The organism is Bradyrhizobium sacchari (assembly GCF_002068095.1).
In the GTDB taxonomy this organism is placed as follows: Bacteria; Pseudomonadota; Alphaproteobacteria; order Rhizobiales; family Xanthobacteraceae; genus Bradyrhizobium; species Bradyrhizobium sacchari.
This window is the reverse complement of the sequence record NZ_LWIG01000026.1, coordinates 46,527-64,023: the sequence shown is the minus strand read 5'-3', so window position 1 is coordinate 64,023 and position 17,497 is coordinate 46,527. Positions and strand designations below refer to the sequence as shown.

The window sequence follows — 17,497 nt, the reverse complement described above, 5'->3', positions numbered from 1 at the left end:
CGGGTGCCTGAAGCGTGATGAGATTTTAGCTTGCCTTGCCGTGAGTCCTTTTGCACTCTTGCGGCAAGGAGACTGACGCATGACAAAAATGACCGTCGCGTGTGCGCTGGGAACGGCCCTGGTGCTGTCCAGCCTTGCAACGTCCGGCGCCGAAGCCCGGACGCGGAAGGCCGTCGTCGTTCGTGCACCGCAGGACAGGCTGATCGTCACGGCGCCCGTGCTGAGGCCGACGCCGTGGGATTACAACATCGTCCCGCGCTATCGCTATCGCCCGGAGGACGACCGCGTCGATCCCTACGGCCCCCCGCTGGTGCCGTCATACATTCGCTACGAGGCGTGGCGCTGGCCGTATTGGTGGTGAAGATCGAGGCTTTGCCTACCCTGCGGCACTCGTAGCCCGGATGAACGAAGCGACATCCGGGGGAATGCTTCGGCACGCTGTCCCGGATGTCGCTTCGCTCATCCGGGCTACGCTTCTTTGCTAGCCCTCGACCTCCGCCGCAAGCGGCAAAAACTGCCGCTTGATCGCGTTGACCCTCGCGGCAAAGCCGGCGACCAGGAGAAGTTGCGCGATCATGAATCCCTCATCGTTGCGTGCGGCGCCAGCGATCGGGAAAAAATGGCAAAGCTGCGACTGTCAAGAATACATCAGTGTAGAATGCCACTTACCCCCGTAATAAACCCAATACTGTTTGGGGTTCTGGGTGCGTATTGGGAGAACCGATCATGGCAAGTGTTGAACAATTGCGCAGACGGGAAGGCGTGAACCTGGTCCAGCTCGAGGCGGACATTGCGTCGGTACGCCCGGGAAGCTCTCTGGCTTCCATTGCTTTGCCTGATTACGTCGAGCACACCGAGGGCGTCACGCGCGTCGGCGCGCTCAGTGCAGAGGCGGTCATTCGCGACTATGAGTCCGCCGCAAAGGAGATCGAGGCCATGGGCACCGAGCTGATCGACGCCGCGCAAAAATGCGAGGCGCTGACGGCCCAGGTCCATGATGCGATCGCCTTCATGCGGGAAACGGCGGCGGGGTATCGTGAAGAGGGACGGAAGATCTTCAAGCGCATCGAAGAATGCGCGCTGTTCACCGAGGACGTCCGCAAGACATGCGAGCAGGTCAAGCGCAGAATGGCGGAAGTGTCGGTAGGCTCATCGTGCGATGAGGAGCTTGCACTGCAAGACTCCGAGCTGCCCGGGATCGCCGCCAAGGTGACGATGAGCGAAGTCCGGTGAGGCGGGTGTAGGTCCGTAGGGTGGGCGAAGCGACGTGTCCGCCGTAGCTCGAAAGAGCGAAGGCGGAAGCGTGCCCACCAACGCGATCTCAACACGAAAGGGTGGGCACGGCGCAAGTGCGTCTTTGCCCACTCTACGGCACTTCGATTGCAATCCCGCCTTTGGGGCTCACCAATCCGGATCGCCGTAATAAGGATCGGCCATATAGCGCGGCGGCATCCAGGGTCCGCGCGGCGGCGGTCTCGGCCGCCGCGGTGCGACGTCCGGTACGTGCGGCCGGGCACGCGCAACCGCCTCATTGCTCGTCGCGCTGCGCACGATGGGCTTTGCGGCGGCAGGGGCGGATGACGCGGTCGGCTGCGTTTGCAGCGCCTGGAGTTGCGTGGCGAGGCGGGCATTGTCCGCCGCATCCTTCTCCTGCGCCGCCTTGAGCTGCTGAATGGTGGCGGCCTGCTCGCGCAGGGTCTGCTCGTTGCTGCTCTTCAGTTGCTCGAGCTTGCCATTGATGTTCGCAAGCTCGCTGGTGATGGCCTTGAGCGATTGCGCGAGCTCGGACGATGCCGGCTCGGGCGCGGTGGCGGCAGGCTTCGGGGCGCTGTCGGTGTCCTTAGGTAGCTGCGGCGCGGGCACCGGGCTCGGCTCATCCGCAGCAGCCAGCACCATTGCCCGTGGCTGCGCGGGACTTTCCACCGCGGAAGCTTGCGGGGGCGTGCTCGCCGCCGGCGGAGCCCACCGCGCCATGATCGACTTGCCGATCGATTGCGCCTCGTCACGATATTGCGAAGCGAAGGCGGCGCCGAGCAGGCCGACCGCCAGCACGAGGCCGACCAGAGCGCGCATCATGGTCCGGTCTCCCTTCAAGCCTTGATCGCGAGGCTTCGCATTTGGGACCTTGGTGTCCGGCGCCGGTGCCTTGCTGGCGGACGTTGCGGTGGCGGTCGCAGCGGCGTGCGAGGCCCGCGGGCCTTCGCTGTCGCGTTCCATTCCGGAAACCAGCCGGTCCAGCCGCGCGAGGTCTTCCTCCGCGCTCTTGATCCGGTCATAAGCCCGCGCCAGCCCGCCGTCCGCGCGCGCCTCGTCCGGCTTGGCGGCGTCAGGCTTGGCGACATCAGGCTTGGCGACATCAGGCTTGGCGCTGTCAGGCTTGTCGGTCTCAGGTTTGGGGTCGTTCGTGTCAGGCACCGATGCGCTCTCCATCCGGTCGGGCGTCAATGGGAGGCAGTCCGATCATGGGAAGGATAGGTCTCGCCACGATCAGACACAACGCGTGTGCCAAGGAAAAATTATGGCGGCTCGGTACGATGCGCGAGATGGCGCTGTCGCGCGATCGCTTCGATCTTCTGGCGATGAAACAGCCGGGGCTGCTTCCCCCGACATCCCTGCGCCGTGCTATGCTAATCGCGGGAGGAACCGCAATGAGGGTCCCTGCCGCGATACTCGCCCTGCTTCTTGCAAGTCCGGCCGCCGCCCAGGAGTGCCAGACATGCTCGATGGCCGATGCCTGCATGAAGGAATACGCCAAGACGACGGCGGAGGCCCAGCGGGCCACCAGGCAAGGCATCCGGGACTGGAAGCAGAATCTGGACAGAAAGGCCTCCGCGGAATTGTCCAGCAGGGGCATCCTCGCATTGCAAGACGCCATGGAGGCGCAGGTTCGTACGGAGCTGGAGCGCCTGAAGGAGTGCCTGGCGAAGATCAGGTAGGGTGCAAAGGAGGATCCGATGAAATCGCTTTTGCTGCTGACGGCGAGCGGTCCGCTGCTTGTTCTCACCTCGCATCAGTCCCTGAACGACCTCAAGCTTCTTGGGGTGCTCAGGCAGAAAGGTATCGGCAAGTTCGTCGCGTTCGATGTTCCCTTGTCGCTCGCCCGGGAGCGCTACGGCGGGCACTTCCAGGCGGTTGAAAGCAACCTGCACGAGACCGATGATTTGAGAGTGCTCGACTTCAATGGCCAGCGGGTGTTTCAGCTCTTTCGTTTCGAAGAGCTCGGTTCACCGATCCTGATCGAACAGTCGTGATCGGTGCTGCCTTGCGGCATGATCGCTTTCGAAAAAACGGTTCATTGCGTTGCGGCGGCGGCAGGGACCAGCTTGTCTCACCATGAACGTTCCCAGGGAGGAACGGGCGCTCGCTCATTCCGTTTTCCTTGAGGGGCTTGTTGGAGGAGGACAACATGAAAGCAAGGATCATCGCGCTTTCGACTGCCGTTGTCATGGCGACAGCACCAGCCGTGTTTGCCCAGGGTGTATCGAGCAAGACGCCGGGTCATGAGATGCAGCAAATGGGTTCCAAGACGGGCGAACCGGGCGCATCCGGCTACGCTCCCGGGCATAAGATGAAACATCACGCGAAGTCCGCGAAAAGCACCAGCCACGGCGCGTCGAACTACGCTCCAGGACACACTACAGGACAAACTACAGGTGCGAGCATGAGGCCGTCCACCGGCGCGAAAGCCAAGTCAGGGTACTGAACGCCAGGCGGTGCAGGCACTGACGGGACACAACGGCCGGTCGGACGCAGGATGGGTTGAGTCCCGCGAGAAACCCCTCACCTCAAATGGTGGGCAGGGCTTCCGGCCGTTAGTGACGAGTCGCGCGGATTTCGAGCGTCGTCTGGGTGAGCCTGGCCACGAACCCCTCGAGATGCATGAACCTTTGTCTGGTCATTTGTTCATGCAACACGGCGATCTTCTTGGATTCGGCGACAAGAGAGTCGTACGTCTGTTTCGCGTACTCCATCTGCAGCTCAAGGGCCTCGACGGGTGAGCGCGCCGTCGCGAGCTTTCCCAGGAAGGTCCAGGCGTGCTCGACCGACGTCTTGATGTAGCCGCTATAGGCATCGGCAATCGCCTGCGCGCCGGCCAGCGAGGGTTCCAAGGGTGTGACAGGCGCGCTGGCAGCGATCTCCATCCCGGACGGCGAGGCTGCAACCGAGGGCACCTGCGCAGCGACCGGTCGGCTCGTCTCGACCTCTTGCTCGGTCTGTTGCACGGTATCTGGCCTGTTCTCTTGCTCGTTCTCTAGCTCGTTCTCTTGGCTGATCTCCACCGAGGTATCCGGCAATGGATGCGCTGCAGTTGCGTGTTGCTCGCCCGCCCCGGTCCGATGCCCGGCCTTCTTCTTCCCGTGGCGCCGGCCGGATTTTTTCATTGGCTTATTTTCTACCGTACCCAACATTGCAAATGGCTCCTGAATATCGCTGAAGCCGCAAGCCTCCGGCGCGTTTGCGCTCAAATCGCGATTGTGCGTTGTCGCTTGCGTGGCGGCCATGTGGTGAGATTTTGCCGGGCATGGGCAGCGCCGCCCCGCCGGCTCTTGACCGTCCTGCGCGGTACAGGATGGGTTAGCCGAAGGCGCAACCCATCTCCTGTTTATCAACGGAGAAACGAAGTCGAGCGGAGCGAAACGGATCAATGCCGATCCGCGAAGGATGGAGCCGGCAATCAATAGCGGCCGCCGCTGCCCTTTTGCTGCATGATCCAGTCCGACAATGTTTTCGGTTTCGATTTCGCAGTCCGGCCCGGTGATGCCTTCGGATTGTCGCGGATGCCTTTCGCCGGACGGGTGCGCGGCGCTTCCTTTGCGCCAGCGCCCTTCAAGGCAGCAGTCGATGCCTCTGCGGCTTCCTTCTCCAGGCGCAACTGTTTCAATCGCGCCATCTTGAGGCGCTCTGCCTCGACTTCGGGGCGTTCGGCAAGCAGCGGCTTGGGTTGAGTGAGCTCCGCTGGGACCAGGACACCGAGAATGGTTGTCTCGCCGAGCGCCTTGCAGGCCTCTAACCGATGCAGTCCCTCGACCAGAACGAGGCGGTCTCCGTCGAGCCGAACGGAAATGGGGGCCTGTTGTCCGATGTCCAGAATGCTTTCCGCGATCTCCGCGACGGTCTCGGACTTGATCGCCTTCTTCTGCTTCGTGGGAACGAAGATCTTCTCGATCGGGAAGCTTTCCGGTTTGGGCATTACTTGACTCCGCTTCTACCGGCGCGATCGGAACTCATGCCGCTGGTGTCCGGAGTTTAGGGGGGAAGGGCTCGACCGCAAAGGCAATTTCGGGGGCAGGGTATTGACGGAGCAGCGAAGCTCGAACCGATCTTGATGACGGTGGCAATGCACTTAATTGACGCCGTTCACCGAACGCGAGCCGAAGCCGCAGATCGGAGCGAGTGAATTCAGTGCACTGTCACCGTAATTCGAGGCCATCCGTCGGATTAATTTCGGGCTTTTGTCCTCGCGACCGCGGCAGCTCCAGCAGTCGCATCGAGCGAGTAGAACATGTAGGGCGTGTTATGCCTGTTGTGGCAGGGCACAGGCCGTCCGGTTACGCCCATCGACGCGATATTGAACGTGTCCATGTTGGTGTTCACGATCGGCCCCATTTTCGAAATAGTGGGACATGCCGGGCTGCACGCGAATTTCGGCCTCGCACCCCACTGAATCCATCGCCCAAGGACTGTGATCGTGTGTGGCCCCGCCGGTGCGCGAAAAGACTAAAATATGTGGGGCTCTAGATGCAAAAAGGGCGGCCCCTCGGCCGCCCTTTGCGTATACCCGGATTAAGTCCGGTCTAACTATGGTTGCGAGGCGCTCCCCCTCACGAACACCCCGTCGTGGACCCGCACGTATCGCACTTCATGCAAGTCCCATTCCGCACCAGCGTGAAGTTGCCGCACTCTGAGCACATCTCGCCCTCGTAGCCCTTGGCCTTGGCTTCGGCGCGGCGTTCGGCCTTGGTGGGGACGATGGTTTGCGCGGTGCCGGCCTTGCTCCACTGCAGCTGCTCGAGCTTCTCCGTGGGGGAGAGATCGTGCTGGGCTTCCTGCTTCAGGGCGACGGCGCCTTCGATGGCATCGCCGACACGGGTGCTCGCGCCGTGAGCGGCGAGGGCGGTGACCTTGCTGCCGCCTGATGGCGCGCTGTCGTTGCCTTGCGCGACTGCGGTCGAGCCGCCGCGCATCACGACGAGGTTGTCGGTCCGCGAGCGGGTGAGGCCGCGCGAGACCAGCTTGGTCGCGTGGTGGCCGCCGTCCTCGTCCGGCTCCTTGCCTTCCTCGACGCCCTTGCCGAGCGCGTCAAAGCCCGTCTCGTTGGGATCGACGTGGGCGAGGTCGAAGCGGCTGAGGTAGCTCACCGCCAGCTCGCGGAAGACGTAGTCGAGGATCGAGGTCGCGTACTTGATGCTGTCGTTGCCCTGCACGGGGCCCGCCGGCTCGAAGCGGGTGAAGGTGAAGGCGTCGACATATTCGTCCAGCGGCACGCCGTATTGCAGACCGAGGGAGACCGCGATCGCAAAATTGTTGATGAAGGAGCGGAGCGCTGCGCCTTCCTTGTGCATGTCGATGAAGATCTCGCCGAGACGGCCGTCGTCATACTCGCCGGTGCGCAGGTAGACCTTGTGGCCGCCGACGACCGCCTTCTGGGTGTAGCCCTTGCGGCGATCCGGCATCTTCTCGCGCTCGCGCATCACGATGATGCGCTCGACCAGCTTCTCGACGATCTTCTCCGAGACCTGGGCGGCACGCGCCGCCATCGGCTTCTCGTAGAGATGGTCGACCGCATCGTCCTCGTCCTCGTCGTCGCTGATGAGCTGCGAGTTGAGCGGCTGGCTGAGCTTGGAGCCGTCGCGATAGAGCGCGTTGGCCTTCAGGGCGAGCTTCCACGACAGCATGTAGGCGGACTTGCAGTCCTCCACCGTGGCGTCGTTCGGCATGTTGATGGTCTTGGAGATCGCACCCGAGATGAAGGGCTGGGCAGCGGCCATCATGCGGATGTGGCTCTCGACCGACAGATAGCGCTTGCCGATCTTGCCGCAGGGATTGGCGCAGTCGAACACCGGATAGTGCTCGGCCTTGAGGTGCGGAGCTCCCTCGACCGTCATCGCGCCGCAGATGTGGACGTTGGCCGCCTCGATCTCGCGCTTGGTGAAGCCGACGGCCTGGAGCAGGTCGAAGCCGGGAGCCGCAATGGCTTCCGCGCCGATGCCGAGCTGGTCGCGGATGAAGTCCTCACCAAAGGTCCACTTGTTGAATGCGAACTTGATGTCGAAGGCGGTCGGCAGGGCCTTCTCGACCTTGGCGATGGCTTCATCGGTGAAGCCCTTGGCCTTGAGGGTCGAGGCGTTGATGCCGGGCGCGTTGGAGAGCGAGCCGTGGCCGACGGCGTAGGCCTCGATCTCCGCGATCTCGCTCTCGCGATAGCCGAGCGCGCGCAGCGCCGAGGGCACCGCACGGTTGATGATCTTGAAGTAGCCGCCGCCGGCCAGCTTCTTGAACTTCACCAGCGCGAAGTCGGGCTCGATGCCGGTGGTGTCGCAGTCCATGACGAGGCCGATCGTGCCGGTCGGCGCGATCACCGTGGTCTGGGCGTTGCGATAGCCGTGCTTCTCGCCGAGCTCGAGCGCCGCATCCCAGGCCAGCTTGGCACGCTCGACGATGTCGGCTTGCGGGCAGGAGGCGTGGTCGAGCGGCACCGGGTTGACGCTGAGCGCCTCGTAACCGGAAGCCTCGCCATGGGCGGCGCGGCGGTGGTTGCGGATGACGCGCAGCATGTGCGCGGCGTTCTTCTTGTAGCCGGGGAAGGTGCCGAGCTCGGCCGCCATCTCCGCCGAGGTCTTGTAGGTGATGCCGGTCATCACGGCGGTCAGCGCGCCGCAGAGCGCACGGCCTTCCTTGCTGTCATAGGACAGGCCCATGGTCATCAGGAGGCCGCCGATATTGGCATAGCCCAGACCAAGCGTGCGGAACTCGTAGGAGAGCTCGGCGATCGCGCGCGAGGGGAACTGCGCCATCATCACCGAGATTTCGAGCACGATGGTCCAGAGCTGGCAGAGGTGCTCGTAGCCGGCGACGTCGAACTGCTTGGTCGTGGTGTTGTAGAAGGTGAGCAGGTTCGCGGACGCGAGGTTACACGCGGTGTCGTCCAGGAACATGTATTCCGAGCACGGATTGGACGCGCGGATGTCGCCGGACGCCTTGCAGGTGTGCCAGTCGTTCATCGTGGTGTTGAAGTGCAGGCCCGGGTCGGCCGACGCCCAGGCGGCGTAGCCGATCTTCTCCCAGAGGTCGCGCGCCTTCAGCGTCTTCGTCACCTTCTTGGAGGTGCGGGCGTTGAGATTCCAGTCACCGTCGGTTTCCACGGCGCGCAGGAAGTCGTCCTTCAGCGAGACCGAGTTGTTGGAGTTCTGCCCCGAGACCGTGAGATAGGCTTCGCTATCCCAATCGGTGTCGTAGGTATCGAACTGGATGTCCTTGTAGCCCTGTTTTGCAAATTGGATGACGCGCTTGATGTAATTGTCGGGCACGAGGCTGCGGCGCGCCAGCTTGATTTCCCGGCGCAGGGCAGGGTTCTTCTCGGGATCGAAGCAATCGTCGCCCGAGCCTTCGCAGTTCACGCAGGCCTTCAGCACCGCCTTGAGGTGCTTCTGGTTGATCTTGGATCCCGTGACGAGGGCGGCGACCTTCTGCTCCTCCTTCACCTTCCAGTCGATATAGGTCTCGATGTCGGGGTGATCGACGTCGACCACGACCATCTTGGCCGCGCGGCGCGTCGTGCCGCCCGACTTGATCGCGCCGGCGGCGCGGTCGCCGATCTTGAGGAAGCTCATCAGGCCGCTCGAGCGGCCGCCGCCGGAGAGCTTTTCGCCTTCGCCGCGCAGGCGGGAGAAGTTGGAGCCGGTGCCGGAGCCGTATTTGAACAGGCGGGCCTCGCGGACCCAGAGGTCCATGATGCCGCCCTCGTTGACGAGGTCGTCACCGACGCCCTGAATGAAGCAGGCGTGCGGCTGCGGATGCTCGTAGGCCGACTTCGACTTGGTCAGCTTGCCGGTGAAGGGGTCGACGTAATAGTGGCCCTGGCCGGGGCCGTCGATGCCATAGGCCCAGTGCAGGCCGGTGTTGAACCATTGCGGCGAGTTCGGCGCGACCATCTGCATGGCGAGCATGTAGCGGAGCTCGTCGTAGAAGGCCTGCGCGTCGTCGTCGCTCGTGAAGTAGCCGCCCTTCCAGCCCCAATAGGTCCAGCAGCCGGCGAGGCGGTCGAACACCTGTTTCGCCGAGAGCTCGCTGACATAGCGCTCTTTCTCGGGCAGCGCGGCGAGCGCCTCGGTATCGGGCACGGAGCGCCACAGGAAGGAGGGGACGGATTCCTCCTCGACCTTCTTCAGGCGCGCGGCAACGCCCGCTTTGCGGAAATACTTCTGGGCGAGAACGTCGGAGGCGACCTGCGACCACTCGGTCGGCACCTCGACGTTATCAAGCTTGAACACGACCGAGCCGTCGGGATTGCGAATCTCCGACGTGGTCAGCCGGAATTCGATCCCAGCGTAAGGTGACTGTCCCGAAGTGGTGTGGCGCCGCTCAATCCGCATGGTCTTGCCCCGTCCTTTTCTTTGACCGGTTCCGCCCCTCGTTGAGGGCATGCCGGGTCGTCATTTCGCTTCGCGCTTCCTCGCGGGCCTCATCGGCCCAAAGGCTTCGCAGTTCAGCCGGTGGATTCCGGCCCAGTTTCTCCCGACGCGATTCCTCGATGCGTGCATCGATCACCCGCCGGCATGTCCACGCCCATCCGCCCCAACGGGATGTGCGCGACATGCGTTCAACGCCCCACAACGTCACTTCTTCAACCGATGCCATTCGAGCCTTTTGCCGGCCCGTTCTGGCGCCTCGGGAGTCCGCTTTCACAGGGCAGACAAGCCCTTATTCCGCTGCCTTTGGCTGGCCGGCGGAGTGGTGATTTGCGAGACCCTTTGGGGGAGTGCCGGCGGGACGCAAACTCACTCGCGCCGAACGGACCGAAAGCTAGGACTCTCCGTTGCGCCCGTCAAGAACTAGTGCGAGTTCCTGAATCAAATACTAAATATGGTGGATTGCGGGGGATAACAGGGGGCATGCCCGCGCCTGTTGTAGATGCAAGTATCAGTGAGTCCTCAGGGATTCCCAACCGAAAAAATTTGTATCCCGTGATGATCCGGACCTTCATCCCGCTGTTCACAGGGCAGGTATATTTTTCGAGACCGGGATTGCGTCAGCAGGACTCACGTAGCCCTACGGAGGGTGAGGGCAGGCATGCCCGCCGAGCTGGTGGTCGCTCAGTCGAATCCGGGCCAAGCTGACCGCGATTTTGCCGGACTATCCACATGCATGATTCGACTCGCCGGGCGCGACCGCGCATCGCCCCGGCCGGCCTGATGTTCCTCGCGATCACCTCGATCGGCTGGGGTTTTAATTGGCCGGTGACGAAGTTCCTGCTCGCCGAGCTGCCGCCGCTGACCCTGCGCGGGGTCACCGGCGTGCTCGGGGCGATCCTGCTGGCGGCGCTGGCGCTCGTCCGCCGGCAGAGCCTGAAGGTCGAGCCGGAGATCTGGCCGCGCCTCCTCACCGCCGCCATGCTCAACGTCACCGGCTGGATGGTGCTGATGGGCCTGGCGCTGCTCTGGCTGCCGGCGAGCGAGGCGGCGCTGATCGCCTACACCATGCCGGTCTGGGCCTCGATCATCGCCTGGCCGGTGCTCGGGGAGCGGCCGACCGTACTGCGCACGCTGGGGCTGGTGATGGCCTTTGCCGGCCTTGCCTCGATCATGGGCGGCAACGGCATCGCCGCGAGCGCCGAGAAGCTGCCGGGAATTATCATGGCGCTTGGCGGCGCGCTCGGCTTTGCCGTCGGCACGGTGTTCTCGAAAAAGTACCCGATCCATCTGCCGCCGATCACGGCCGCGGCCTGGCAGATCGGGATCGGCTGCCTGCCGATCTCGGTCATCGGCCTCCTGGTCGAGACCACGCATTTGTCGCTGGTGACGCCGGTCGGCTGGTGGCTGCTGGTCTATTCCACCGTCGTGCAGTTCTGCATCGCCTATGTCAGCTGGTTTGCAGCGCTCGCACGCCTGCCGGCCTCGGTCGCTGCGATCGGGACCATGGCGGTGCCGGTGATCGGCGTCGTCACGTCGGCCATAGCGCTGGGCGAGCCGCTCGGGGCAGGGCAGATCGCCGGGTTGGTCTTCACGCTCGCGGCCGTGGTGCTGGCGACGCGTTAGCCGTCCGGACGCCGGGTATCAGTCGTCCTGAGGCTCTTTCTCTCGCCGGCGCTGCCCCGAGCCCGGCGGTTTCAAGGGCAGGTCAACAGGTGCGACAGCAAAGATTTCGAGGGCCTGGTCGTAGCCTTTGATGGTCCGCTGTCCGAGCGATGCCAACGGAACGCTATCCCTCACCCTTCCGGCGATCGTGGGATCAGCCAGGATCTGGGCGTCCTTCGCGAGATTGCAGAGCCGCGACGCCAAATTCACCACGGCTCCCATCGCCGTGTAGTCCAGCCGACCGTCATAACCAACCGTTCCTACCGTTGCCGGTCCCATGGCGACGCCCACACCAAAGCCGATCGCGTGGCCGGCGTCGCACCATTTGCCGGCAAGGGACTGCACCGTCATTTGCAGGTCGATGGCGAGTCGTACCGCCTGAGTTGCCGGCTGTTCGCATGCGACCGGGGCATTGACAAGGAGCATGACTCCGTCGCCATCAAAGCCGATGAGCGTTGCCTCGTGACGCGTCGTCACGGCTCCGACGGCCTCGTAGTACTCGCGCATGACGGCCATGATGACATCGGGTTCGTTGCGCGTGGAGAACGCCGTGAAGCCGCGTAAGTCGCCAAAAATGACAGCCACTTCACGTCGCTGCCCTTCGAGCAGTTCATGAGAATGCTCGACCAATTCGGCGACCTGTGATGGCAGGAACTGCTTCAGCCGTTCGATGCGCGCAGATTTCTGCTGTGAGATCGCCAGTTCAGAAGCCATTTCATTGAAGCGCAACGCCAGTTGCTGCAACTCGTCATCGCTGAAGATCTTGATGCGATGCTCGAATTGTCCGGTTCTGATCCGTTCCACGCCCTCTTCCAGTTGCTTGATCGGGCCGGACATTCTGTGCGCCCGCCAATAGGCGAGCGCCAGCGCGATGAGAACACCAAAGGCAATGAGAATTGACGAGCGCCACAACGCCGCGCGAATTGATGCAAAGGCTTCCGAGGCCGGCTGCATCGCGATCACCGTCCATCCCACATCGGCGGCCTGAACGGATAGCGCCACCACCGGGTTGCCTTGGTCCCCGGTTATCGCCGCCGCTCCGCTCGCCGCGCCAACGAGATGCTTGATCCGGCCGAAACTGCCCGAGCTGGCCCGGCCGCGCAGAACCAGGCTGATATCGGGATGTGCGATCAGATGACCGGAGTCATCGACAACAATGGCGTAGCCGGTCTCGCCAATTCTAATGGCTGCGATGACATCCCAGATCAGCTTCAGATTGACCTCGGCGATCGCGACCCCCGCGGCCGGCAGGCTCCCGGCAACCGCGATCCTCATGTAGGGCTCTGAATCTCGCTGGTACTGAACCGGTCCGTACCAGACCTTGTTGGCGCGTGCGCCCAGGACAGCGGGATCCGTAGACATATCAATGCCCCGCCCGGTCCTGTTCAGAAGCAGCCTGGAAACAAAGACCCGTTCGGTGCCGGTCTCATCCAGAAGCGAAACCGAAACGATTGCAGGCACCTGCTGGAGGAGGCGCAAGGCATCGATCTTATGTTGCGCATCATCTCCGGCAGACCAGGGAAGCTGCACCATCCAACCCAGCTGATCTCGGATGCCATCGGTGAACGCCTCGATCCTGTCGGACGCCGCGCGAGCATCGGCCTGCAGCACCGCGCTGATCTGGCGGCGCTGGTCTCGGTAACCGAAAGAAGCCTCGACGGCCGCGCCGAGTATCAGCGGCACGACCGCAGCGACGAACAACGTCGCGAAGTACTTGCAGAACAGCGAGCGACGCGGGGGCATCGTACACGAGGAGGACTGCGCAGCACCGTCCGTCATAACTGCTCTCAGGAGATCACCTTGCTGGCGCGAAACAGGATCGACGAGACATCCAGGTCGATACCCAGAAGCCTGGCCGTCTTCAGATTGACTGCCAGTTCAAACTTCTCGGGGCGCATCACCGGAAGATCTGACGGATTTTCACCGCGCAGGATGCGATCGGCATAAGTGGCCAGCCGAAAATAGGTCGTGCGCTGGTTTGCGCCATAACTCAAGAGACCTCCGGCGTCACAATATTCAGACCAGCCAAACATCGACGGCAGCCGGTGCGCGATTGCAAACTCTGCAATGTTCGCACGATGCACCAGCGTCACGGCATCGGGAAACACGAGGAGAGCATCCGCGTCCACCTTGCCGGCAGCCATCAACCCATTCTCGATTTCGCGAGCGCCACAGAAGGGAACGTAGGCAGCCTCAACGCCGAGATTCCGGCACGACTCCAAAGTCGCACGCCATTCCAGCGGCTCTCCCGGGTGATCCGTGTTCGAGAAGACGGCCAGTTTTCGCAGCCTCGGATAGATGTCCTTGAGCAGCTCAACGCGCTTTCCTGCCAGCTCGAGCGACAGGAACGTGCTGCCGGTGAAATTGGTGCCAGGGTGAGCAAGGCTCTTCACCACACCCAAGGCGACAGGGTCACCGCTCAATGCAAACAGTACGGGGATGTCGGTGACCGCAGTCATGACGCGTGTTGCCGGACCGCTCGAGACCACAAGGTCGATATCCCCTCGCTGCAACTCGGAGACGATCTTGCGCAGTGCCTGCGGATTTCCAGGGGAATAATGCGTCTCGAAGGTGACGGTCTTGCCCTCGACGTATCCCAGCGCGCGCATTCCCTCGCGAAAGCCGTCCAGGAAGGGATCCGGTTCGGACTGAGTCGAAACCCAGAAGATACGATGCAGCTTGGCTCCGCCCTGCGCCCGTGCAATCGCAGGCCAGGCTAGTCCTCCACCAATCAACAAGATGAACTCTCGTCTTTTCATGCGAGCACCTGTCGAAGCTGCGCCGTCACTTCCGGCCGCAGGTAAAGATCCTAGCTGTGCATCTGGTGACTGCGCTCGGTGTTGCGCTCGCAAGCGGACTGTCGCGACACCGGCTCCAACATTTGTCGCCGAGAGCATGCTCGGAGACGGGGTGGGTGAGACGATTTGTCCTTGAGATGAGCTTGATTTTTGCTTGAGACCGGTTCGATCGAGATCAAGACGGCCTTGCTCGTTGCATCGCGCGGTGTCGGAACACCTCCGGCGTGGATCCTGACGAGCTACGGCGTCTCAAGAGGACAACCGGAACTCACATCCTGAGCCAGTGCCCTCGACCTCATATATCGTGTGACTGAAGCGCGCCTTCGACAGTTCACGCGCTAGCTCGCCGCCATCCCGCCGCCACCCAGCGCCTTCCGGACCATCTCGGCGAGCTGGTTGCGGCGATAGGGCTTTGTCAGCAGCAGCACGCCGTCATCCAGCTTGCCGTGGTGGACGATGGCGTTGTCGGTGTAGCCGGAGGTATAGAGCACTTTCAGCCCGGGGCGGAGCGTTGCCACCTTCTCGGCGAGCTCGCGCCCGCTGACGCCGCCGGGGATGACGACGTCGGTGAACAGCAGATCGAAGGCCTGGCCGGCCTCGATCATTTGCAGTGCCGACCGGCTGTCGGGCGCGGCGATGGTCCTGTAGCCGAGGCCCTGCAACTGCGCGGTGACGAAGTTGCGCACCAGCGGATCGTCCTCGACGACGAAAATGGTCTCGGCGCCGCCTTCAGCCTGCGGCGGAGCAGCGGTGGGCAGGTCCGGCGTGCCTTCGCCCGGCGGCAGATAGAGCTTGATCGTGGTGCCGTGGCCTTGCTCGCTGTAGATCTTGATGTGACCGCCGGACTGCTTGACGAAACCATAGACCATGGAGAGGCCGAGGCCGCTTCCCTTGCCGACCTCCTTGGTGGTGAAGAACGGCTCGAATGCCATCCGCTGGGTATCGGCCGACATGCCGGTGCCGGTGTCGCTGACCGCGAGCATCACGTAGGGGCCGGGACGGACCTCGGCATTGGCCTGCGCATAGGCCTCGTCGAGCACGACGCGGTGGGTCTCCAGCAGCAGCTTGCCGCCGTTCGGCATGGCGTCGCGGGCGTTGATCGCCATGTTGAGCACGGCATTGGTGAGCCGGGACGGATCGATATGCGCCGTCATCGGTCCCTGTTCCAGCACGGTCTCGATCTGGATCTGCTCGCCGAGGGTGGGACGCAGCAGCTTGGCGATGTCCGTAATCGCGGCGTTGATCTCGACGTCGCGCGGCTGCAGCGGCTGCCTGCGCGCAAACGCGAGCAGGTGCTGGATCAGCTCGGCGCAGCGCTCGGCGGCATCGTCGATCAGGCGCGCCACGCGCTGCAGCTCCGGCTGCTGCTGCAGGCCCGCGACCAGCGTCTCGGTGTTGCCGGAGATCACGGTCAGCATGTTGTTAAAGTCGTGCGCGACGCCGCCGGTCAGCTTGCCGATGGCATCCAGCTTCTGCGACTGGTGCAGTTGCCGCTCGGTCTCGCGCGAAATGGTGGCGTCGTGATAGACCAGGACCGCGCCCGATATGTCGCCTTGCCCGTCCAGCATCGGCCGGCCGCTGACCATGAGATGGCGCACCTGATTGCCGCTGTGCGGGCGGACGATCATCTCCAGGTCTTCGAACTCCTCGCCGCGCAGCACGCGCGCCGAGGGCAGGTCCGCGGCCTTCATGGGCGTCACGCCGTCGCCGCGAAAGACGTCGGACAGCGCCCGCAGATTGCCGAGGTTCATGCCGGTTCGGTGCAGCAGCATGCGCTCGGCGGCCGGATTGGACAGAAGGACGTTGCCCTCGGCGTCGATGACCAGCACCGCCTCCGCCATGCTGCGAAATGTGCTCTGGAGCACGTTGACCGACAACCGCAGCTCGTCATGCGCGGCGACCAGATGCTCGGTCCGCTCGGCGACCGCGGCCTCGAGCTGCTCCTTGGCGGCCGTGGTCTCCAGCAGGGTGCTCTTGAGCGCGAACTGCGTGCGCTGGCTCTCGCGCATCACCATCACGACCAGCAGCAGGATCACCAGCGCGCCGGCGACATCGATGCCGAGCAGGACGATGCCGGTGCGGCGCGATTCCTGCGAGCGGGCGGAGAGCTGGCGCTCCTCCTCTGCGCTCAGATGGTCCAGATTGCCCATCACCGTGTCCATCAGGCCGCGGCCCTCGGCCTTGCCGTTGAGCGCGGCAATACCGGCCTGGTCGTTCATGGCACGCAGGCGCATCGCCTCGGCGGCGATCTCGACCCGGCGCAGCGCCAGCGGCTCGGTGCGCTCCAGCAGCGCGACCTGATCGGGATTGTCGCGCACGCCGCGCTTGAGATCGGCGAGGGCCGGCGCGATCTGGGCGTTCACCGCCTGGAATTCGTCGCTGAAGGCGGGGCTGCGATAGAGTTCGTAGCCGCGCGCGGCGCTCTCGGCGCGGCGCAGCAGCACGCGCAGATCGGAGATCTGCTTCTGCACCTGGACGGTGTGATTGAGCCACGCGGTCTCGGACCGCGACTTCACGTCGAGGGCGATCGAGGCTGCGGTGATGATCAGGAGAATTGCAAGTCCAGCACCGAGAATGACGCGCTGCGTAGGAATCAAGGGGCTTCTTTCTTGTCCTTCTGTGCGCTCTCGCCGGCGCCGGCGAGGCATTCCCGGATGGTGGTCAGCAGCGCGTCCGGCGTGAACGGCTTGCGCAGGCAGCGGCTTGCGCCGAGCTCCAGCGCCATGCGCAGGAAGTCGGGAGAGGGCGAAGCGGACGAGGCGAAGGCATAGCCGGACATCGCGATCAGCGGGGTCGCCGGAGCGCGCTCGTGAAAGATGCGGATGGATTCGAAGCCGCGCATGTGCGGCATGAAGATGTCGACCAGCATCACGTCGTAGGTCTGCGTTTCGAGCGCAGCCAGCCCCATTTCGCCGCCGTCGGCCAGCGTGACGTCGAAGCCCTGACGTTGGAGGAGGACCTCGATGGTCGCACCGACCATCGGATCGTCATCTACCACGAGGATACGCGGCATGACTTTTCCCAGTAGATCGAACTCCCCACCAGGGATGGTGATATCCGCGAATCGTGTGTCGGGTCAATTTTGGATTGGATCAAGGTAGATATGCACGGCGGGGTGAATAGAGGTCCCTTCGACTCAACTTGTATGCAACGTCGAAACCAAAGCCCGATACACGTGAAACAGGTGACGGGTATGACCCTCGCGAAAGAGGCGCCGCATCGCTGCGACGCCTCTGCCTTCAAACCTGCTCGGTTCGCTTACGGGCAGGGATGACGCTGCCCGTCATAGCCGAGATATGTGCCGGAGGCCGGATCATACGATCTGTATCGCTGCGCACAGTAGGCTGAGGAATCGCCGCCACTGTCGGGCACCACCGCCACCGACGGCTCGTCATAGTAGCTGTC

General features: G+C 63.4%; 15 protein-coding genes. 6 read left to right on the top strand and 9 right to left on the bottom strand.

From position 1 onward, the window contains the following. Window positions 1–79 precede the first annotated feature (79 nt). Both A5906_RS24225 and A5906_RS24220 read left to right on the top strand, forming a co-directional pair. Entirely contained in the window at window positions 80–361 is a 282-nt protein-coding gene (locus A5906_RS24225) for a hypothetical protein (protein ID WP_080137799.1), read from the top strand. 365 nt (window positions 362–726) lie between these two features. After that, window positions 727–1,233: a hypothetical protein gene (locus A5906_RS24220; protein ID WP_080137798.1), complete on the top strand. Its 507-nt coding sequence runs from the start codon at window positions 727–729 to the stop codon at window positions 1,231–1,233. A gap of 168 nt (window positions 1,234–1,401) precedes the next feature. On the opposite strand, the gene A5906_RS24215 is transcribed toward A5906_RS24220, so the two are convergent. Beyond that, window positions 1,402–2,430 carry a hypothetical protein gene (locus A5906_RS24215; protein ID WP_080137797.1) on the bottom strand — a complete coding sequence of 343 codons (1,029 nt, stop codon included), beginning with the start codon at window positions 2,428–2,430 and terminating at the stop codon, window positions 1,402–1,404. Window positions 2,431–2,648: 218 nt separating this feature from the next. Here A5906_RS24215 and A5906_RS24210 point away from each other — a divergent pair, with 218 nt between their 5' ends. The 3 genes from A5906_RS24210 (at window position 2,649) to A5906_RS24200 (ending at window position 3,703) form a co-directional block, all read left to right on the top strand. Next, a complete protein-coding gene (locus A5906_RS24210) occupies window positions 2,649–2,936 on the top strand; it encodes a hypothetical protein (RefSeq protein ID WP_080138245.1) in 288 nt (95 codons plus the stop codon). Between the two features lie 18 nt (window positions 2,937–2,954). Then, the gene (locus A5906_RS24205; RefSeq protein ID WP_080137796.1) at window positions 2,955–3,251 is read left to right on the top strand and encodes a cytosolic protein; all 297 of its coding nucleotides are present in this window, start codon (window positions 2,955–2,957) and stop codon (window positions 3,249–3,251) included. Window positions 3,252–3,406: 155 nt separating this feature from the next. Next, entirely contained in the window at window positions 3,407–3,703 is a 297-nt protein-coding gene (locus A5906_RS24200; RefSeq protein WP_080138244.1) for a hypothetical protein, read from the top strand. 109 nt (window positions 3,704–3,812) lie between these two features. Here the strand turns inward: A5906_RS24200 and A5906_RS24195 are convergent, their stop codons facing one another. From A5906_RS24195 to A5906_RS24185, 3 genes are all read right to left on the bottom strand, one after another. After that, entirely contained in the window at window positions 3,813–4,502 is a 690-nt protein-coding gene (locus A5906_RS24195) for a phasin family protein (protein ID WP_080137795.1), read from the bottom strand. 173 nt (window positions 4,503–4,675) lie between these two features. Beyond that, complete coding sequence (locus A5906_RS24190) at window positions 4,676–5,191, bottom strand: ParB N-terminal domain-containing protein (protein ID WP_080137794.1); 516 nt, start codon at window positions 5,189–5,191, stop codon at window positions 4,676–4,678. Between the two features lie 631 nt (window positions 5,192–5,822). Further along, window positions 5,823–9,593 (bottom strand): vitamin B12-dependent ribonucleotide reductase, encoded by a 3,771-nt coding sequence (locus tag A5906_RS24185; RefSeq protein WP_080137793.1) that lies wholly within the window; start codon window positions 9,591–9,593, stop codon window positions 5,823–5,825. Between the two features lie 768 nt (window positions 9,594–10,361). Between A5906_RS24185 and A5906_RS24175 the strand changes: the two genes are divergently transcribed. Then, entirely contained in the window at window positions 10,362–11,255 is an 894-nt protein-coding gene (locus A5906_RS24175) for a DMT family transporter (RefSeq protein ID WP_080137792.1), read from the top strand. Window positions 11,256–11,273: 18 nt separating this feature from the next. Here A5906_RS24175 and A5906_RS24170 read toward each other — a convergent pair whose 3' ends face one another. From A5906_RS24170 to A5906_RS44930, 5 genes are all read right to left on the bottom strand, one after another. After that, a complete protein-coding gene (locus A5906_RS24170; protein ID WP_080137791.1) occupies window positions 11,274–13,073 on the bottom strand; it encodes a cache domain-containing protein in 1,800 nt (599 codons plus the stop codon). Window positions 13,074–13,081: 8 nt separating this feature from the next. Further along, window positions 13,082–14,053: an ABC transporter substrate-binding protein gene (locus tag A5906_RS24165; RefSeq protein ID WP_080137790.1), complete on the bottom strand. Its 972-nt coding sequence runs from the start codon at window positions 14,051–14,053 to the stop codon at window positions 13,082–13,084. 377 nt (window positions 14,054–14,430) lie between these two features. Continuing rightward, window positions 14,431–16,689, bottom strand: a complete 2,259-nt coding sequence (locus A5906_RS24160; protein WP_080137789.1) for a CHASE3 domain-containing protein — start codon at window positions 16,687–16,689, stop codon at window positions 14,431–14,433. Further along, window positions 16,686–17,105 (bottom strand): response regulator, encoded by a 420-nt coding sequence (locus A5906_RS24155; protein ID WP_080137788.1) that lies wholly within the window; start codon window positions 17,103–17,105, stop codon window positions 16,686–16,688. Before A5906_RS24155 ends, A5906_RS24160 begins: the two co-directional genes overlap by 4 nt. A gap of 245 nt (window positions 17,106–17,350) precedes the next feature. Further along, window positions 17,351–17,497: BA14K family protein (locus A5906_RS44930; protein ID WP_245326914.1), on the bottom strand; the 147-nt coding region annotated here is incomplete at its 5' end.

What these genes read in the sequence shown, in the direction of transcription:
- A5906_RS24205 (WP_080137796.1), top strand. Translation starts at nt 2,955, where the DNA reads ATGAAATCGCTTTTGCTGCTGACGGCGAGCGGTCCGCTGCTTGTTCTC.
- A5906_RS24175 (WP_080137792.1), top strand. Translation starts at nt 10,362, where the DNA reads ATGCATGATTCGACTCGCCGGGCGCGACCGCGCATCGCCCCGGCCGGC.
- A5906_RS24165 (WP_080137790.1), bottom strand. Translation starts at nt 14,053, where the DNA reads ATGAAAAGACGAGAGTTCATCTTGTTGATTGGTGGAGGACTAGCCTGG.
- A5906_RS24190 (WP_080137794.1), bottom strand. Translation starts at nt 5,191, where the DNA reads ATGCCCAAACCGGAAAGCTTCCCGATCGAGAAGATCTTCGTTCCCACG.
- A5906_RS24210 (WP_080138245.1), top strand. Translation starts at nt 2,649, where the DNA reads ATGAGGGTCCCTGCCGCGATACTCGCCCTGCTTCTTGCAAGTCCGGCC.
- A5906_RS24170 (WP_080137791.1), bottom strand. Translation starts at nt 13,073, where the DNA reads ATGACGGACGGTGCTGCGCAGTCCTCCTCGTGTACGATGCCCCCGCGT.
- A5906_RS24185 (WP_080137793.1), bottom strand. Translation starts at nt 9,593, where the DNA reads ATGCGGATTGAGCGGCGCCACACCACTTCGGGACAGTCACCTTACGCT.
- A5906_RS24155 (WP_080137788.1), bottom strand. Translation starts at nt 17,105, where the DNA reads ATGCCGCGTATCCTCGTGGTAGATGACGATCCGATGGTCGGTGCGACC.
- A5906_RS24195 (WP_080137795.1), bottom strand. Translation starts at nt 4,502, where the DNA reads ATGGCCGCCACGCAAGCGACAACGCACAATCGCGATTTGAGCGCAAAC.
- A5906_RS24200 (WP_080138244.1), top strand. Translation starts at nt 3,407, where the DNA reads ATGAAAGCAAGGATCATCGCGCTTTCGACTGCCGTTGTCATGGCGACA.
- A5906_RS24220 (WP_080137798.1), top strand. Translation starts at nt 727, where the DNA reads ATGGCAAGTGTTGAACAATTGCGCAGACGGGAAGGCGTGAACCTGGTC.
- A5906_RS24225 (WP_080137799.1), top strand. Translation starts at nt 80, where the DNA reads ATGACAAAAATGACCGTCGCGTGTGCGCTGGGAACGGCCCTGGTGCTG.
- A5906_RS24215 (WP_080137797.1), bottom strand. Translation starts at nt 2,430, where the DNA reads ATGGAGAGCGCATCGGTGCCTGACACGAACGACCCCAAACCTGAGACC.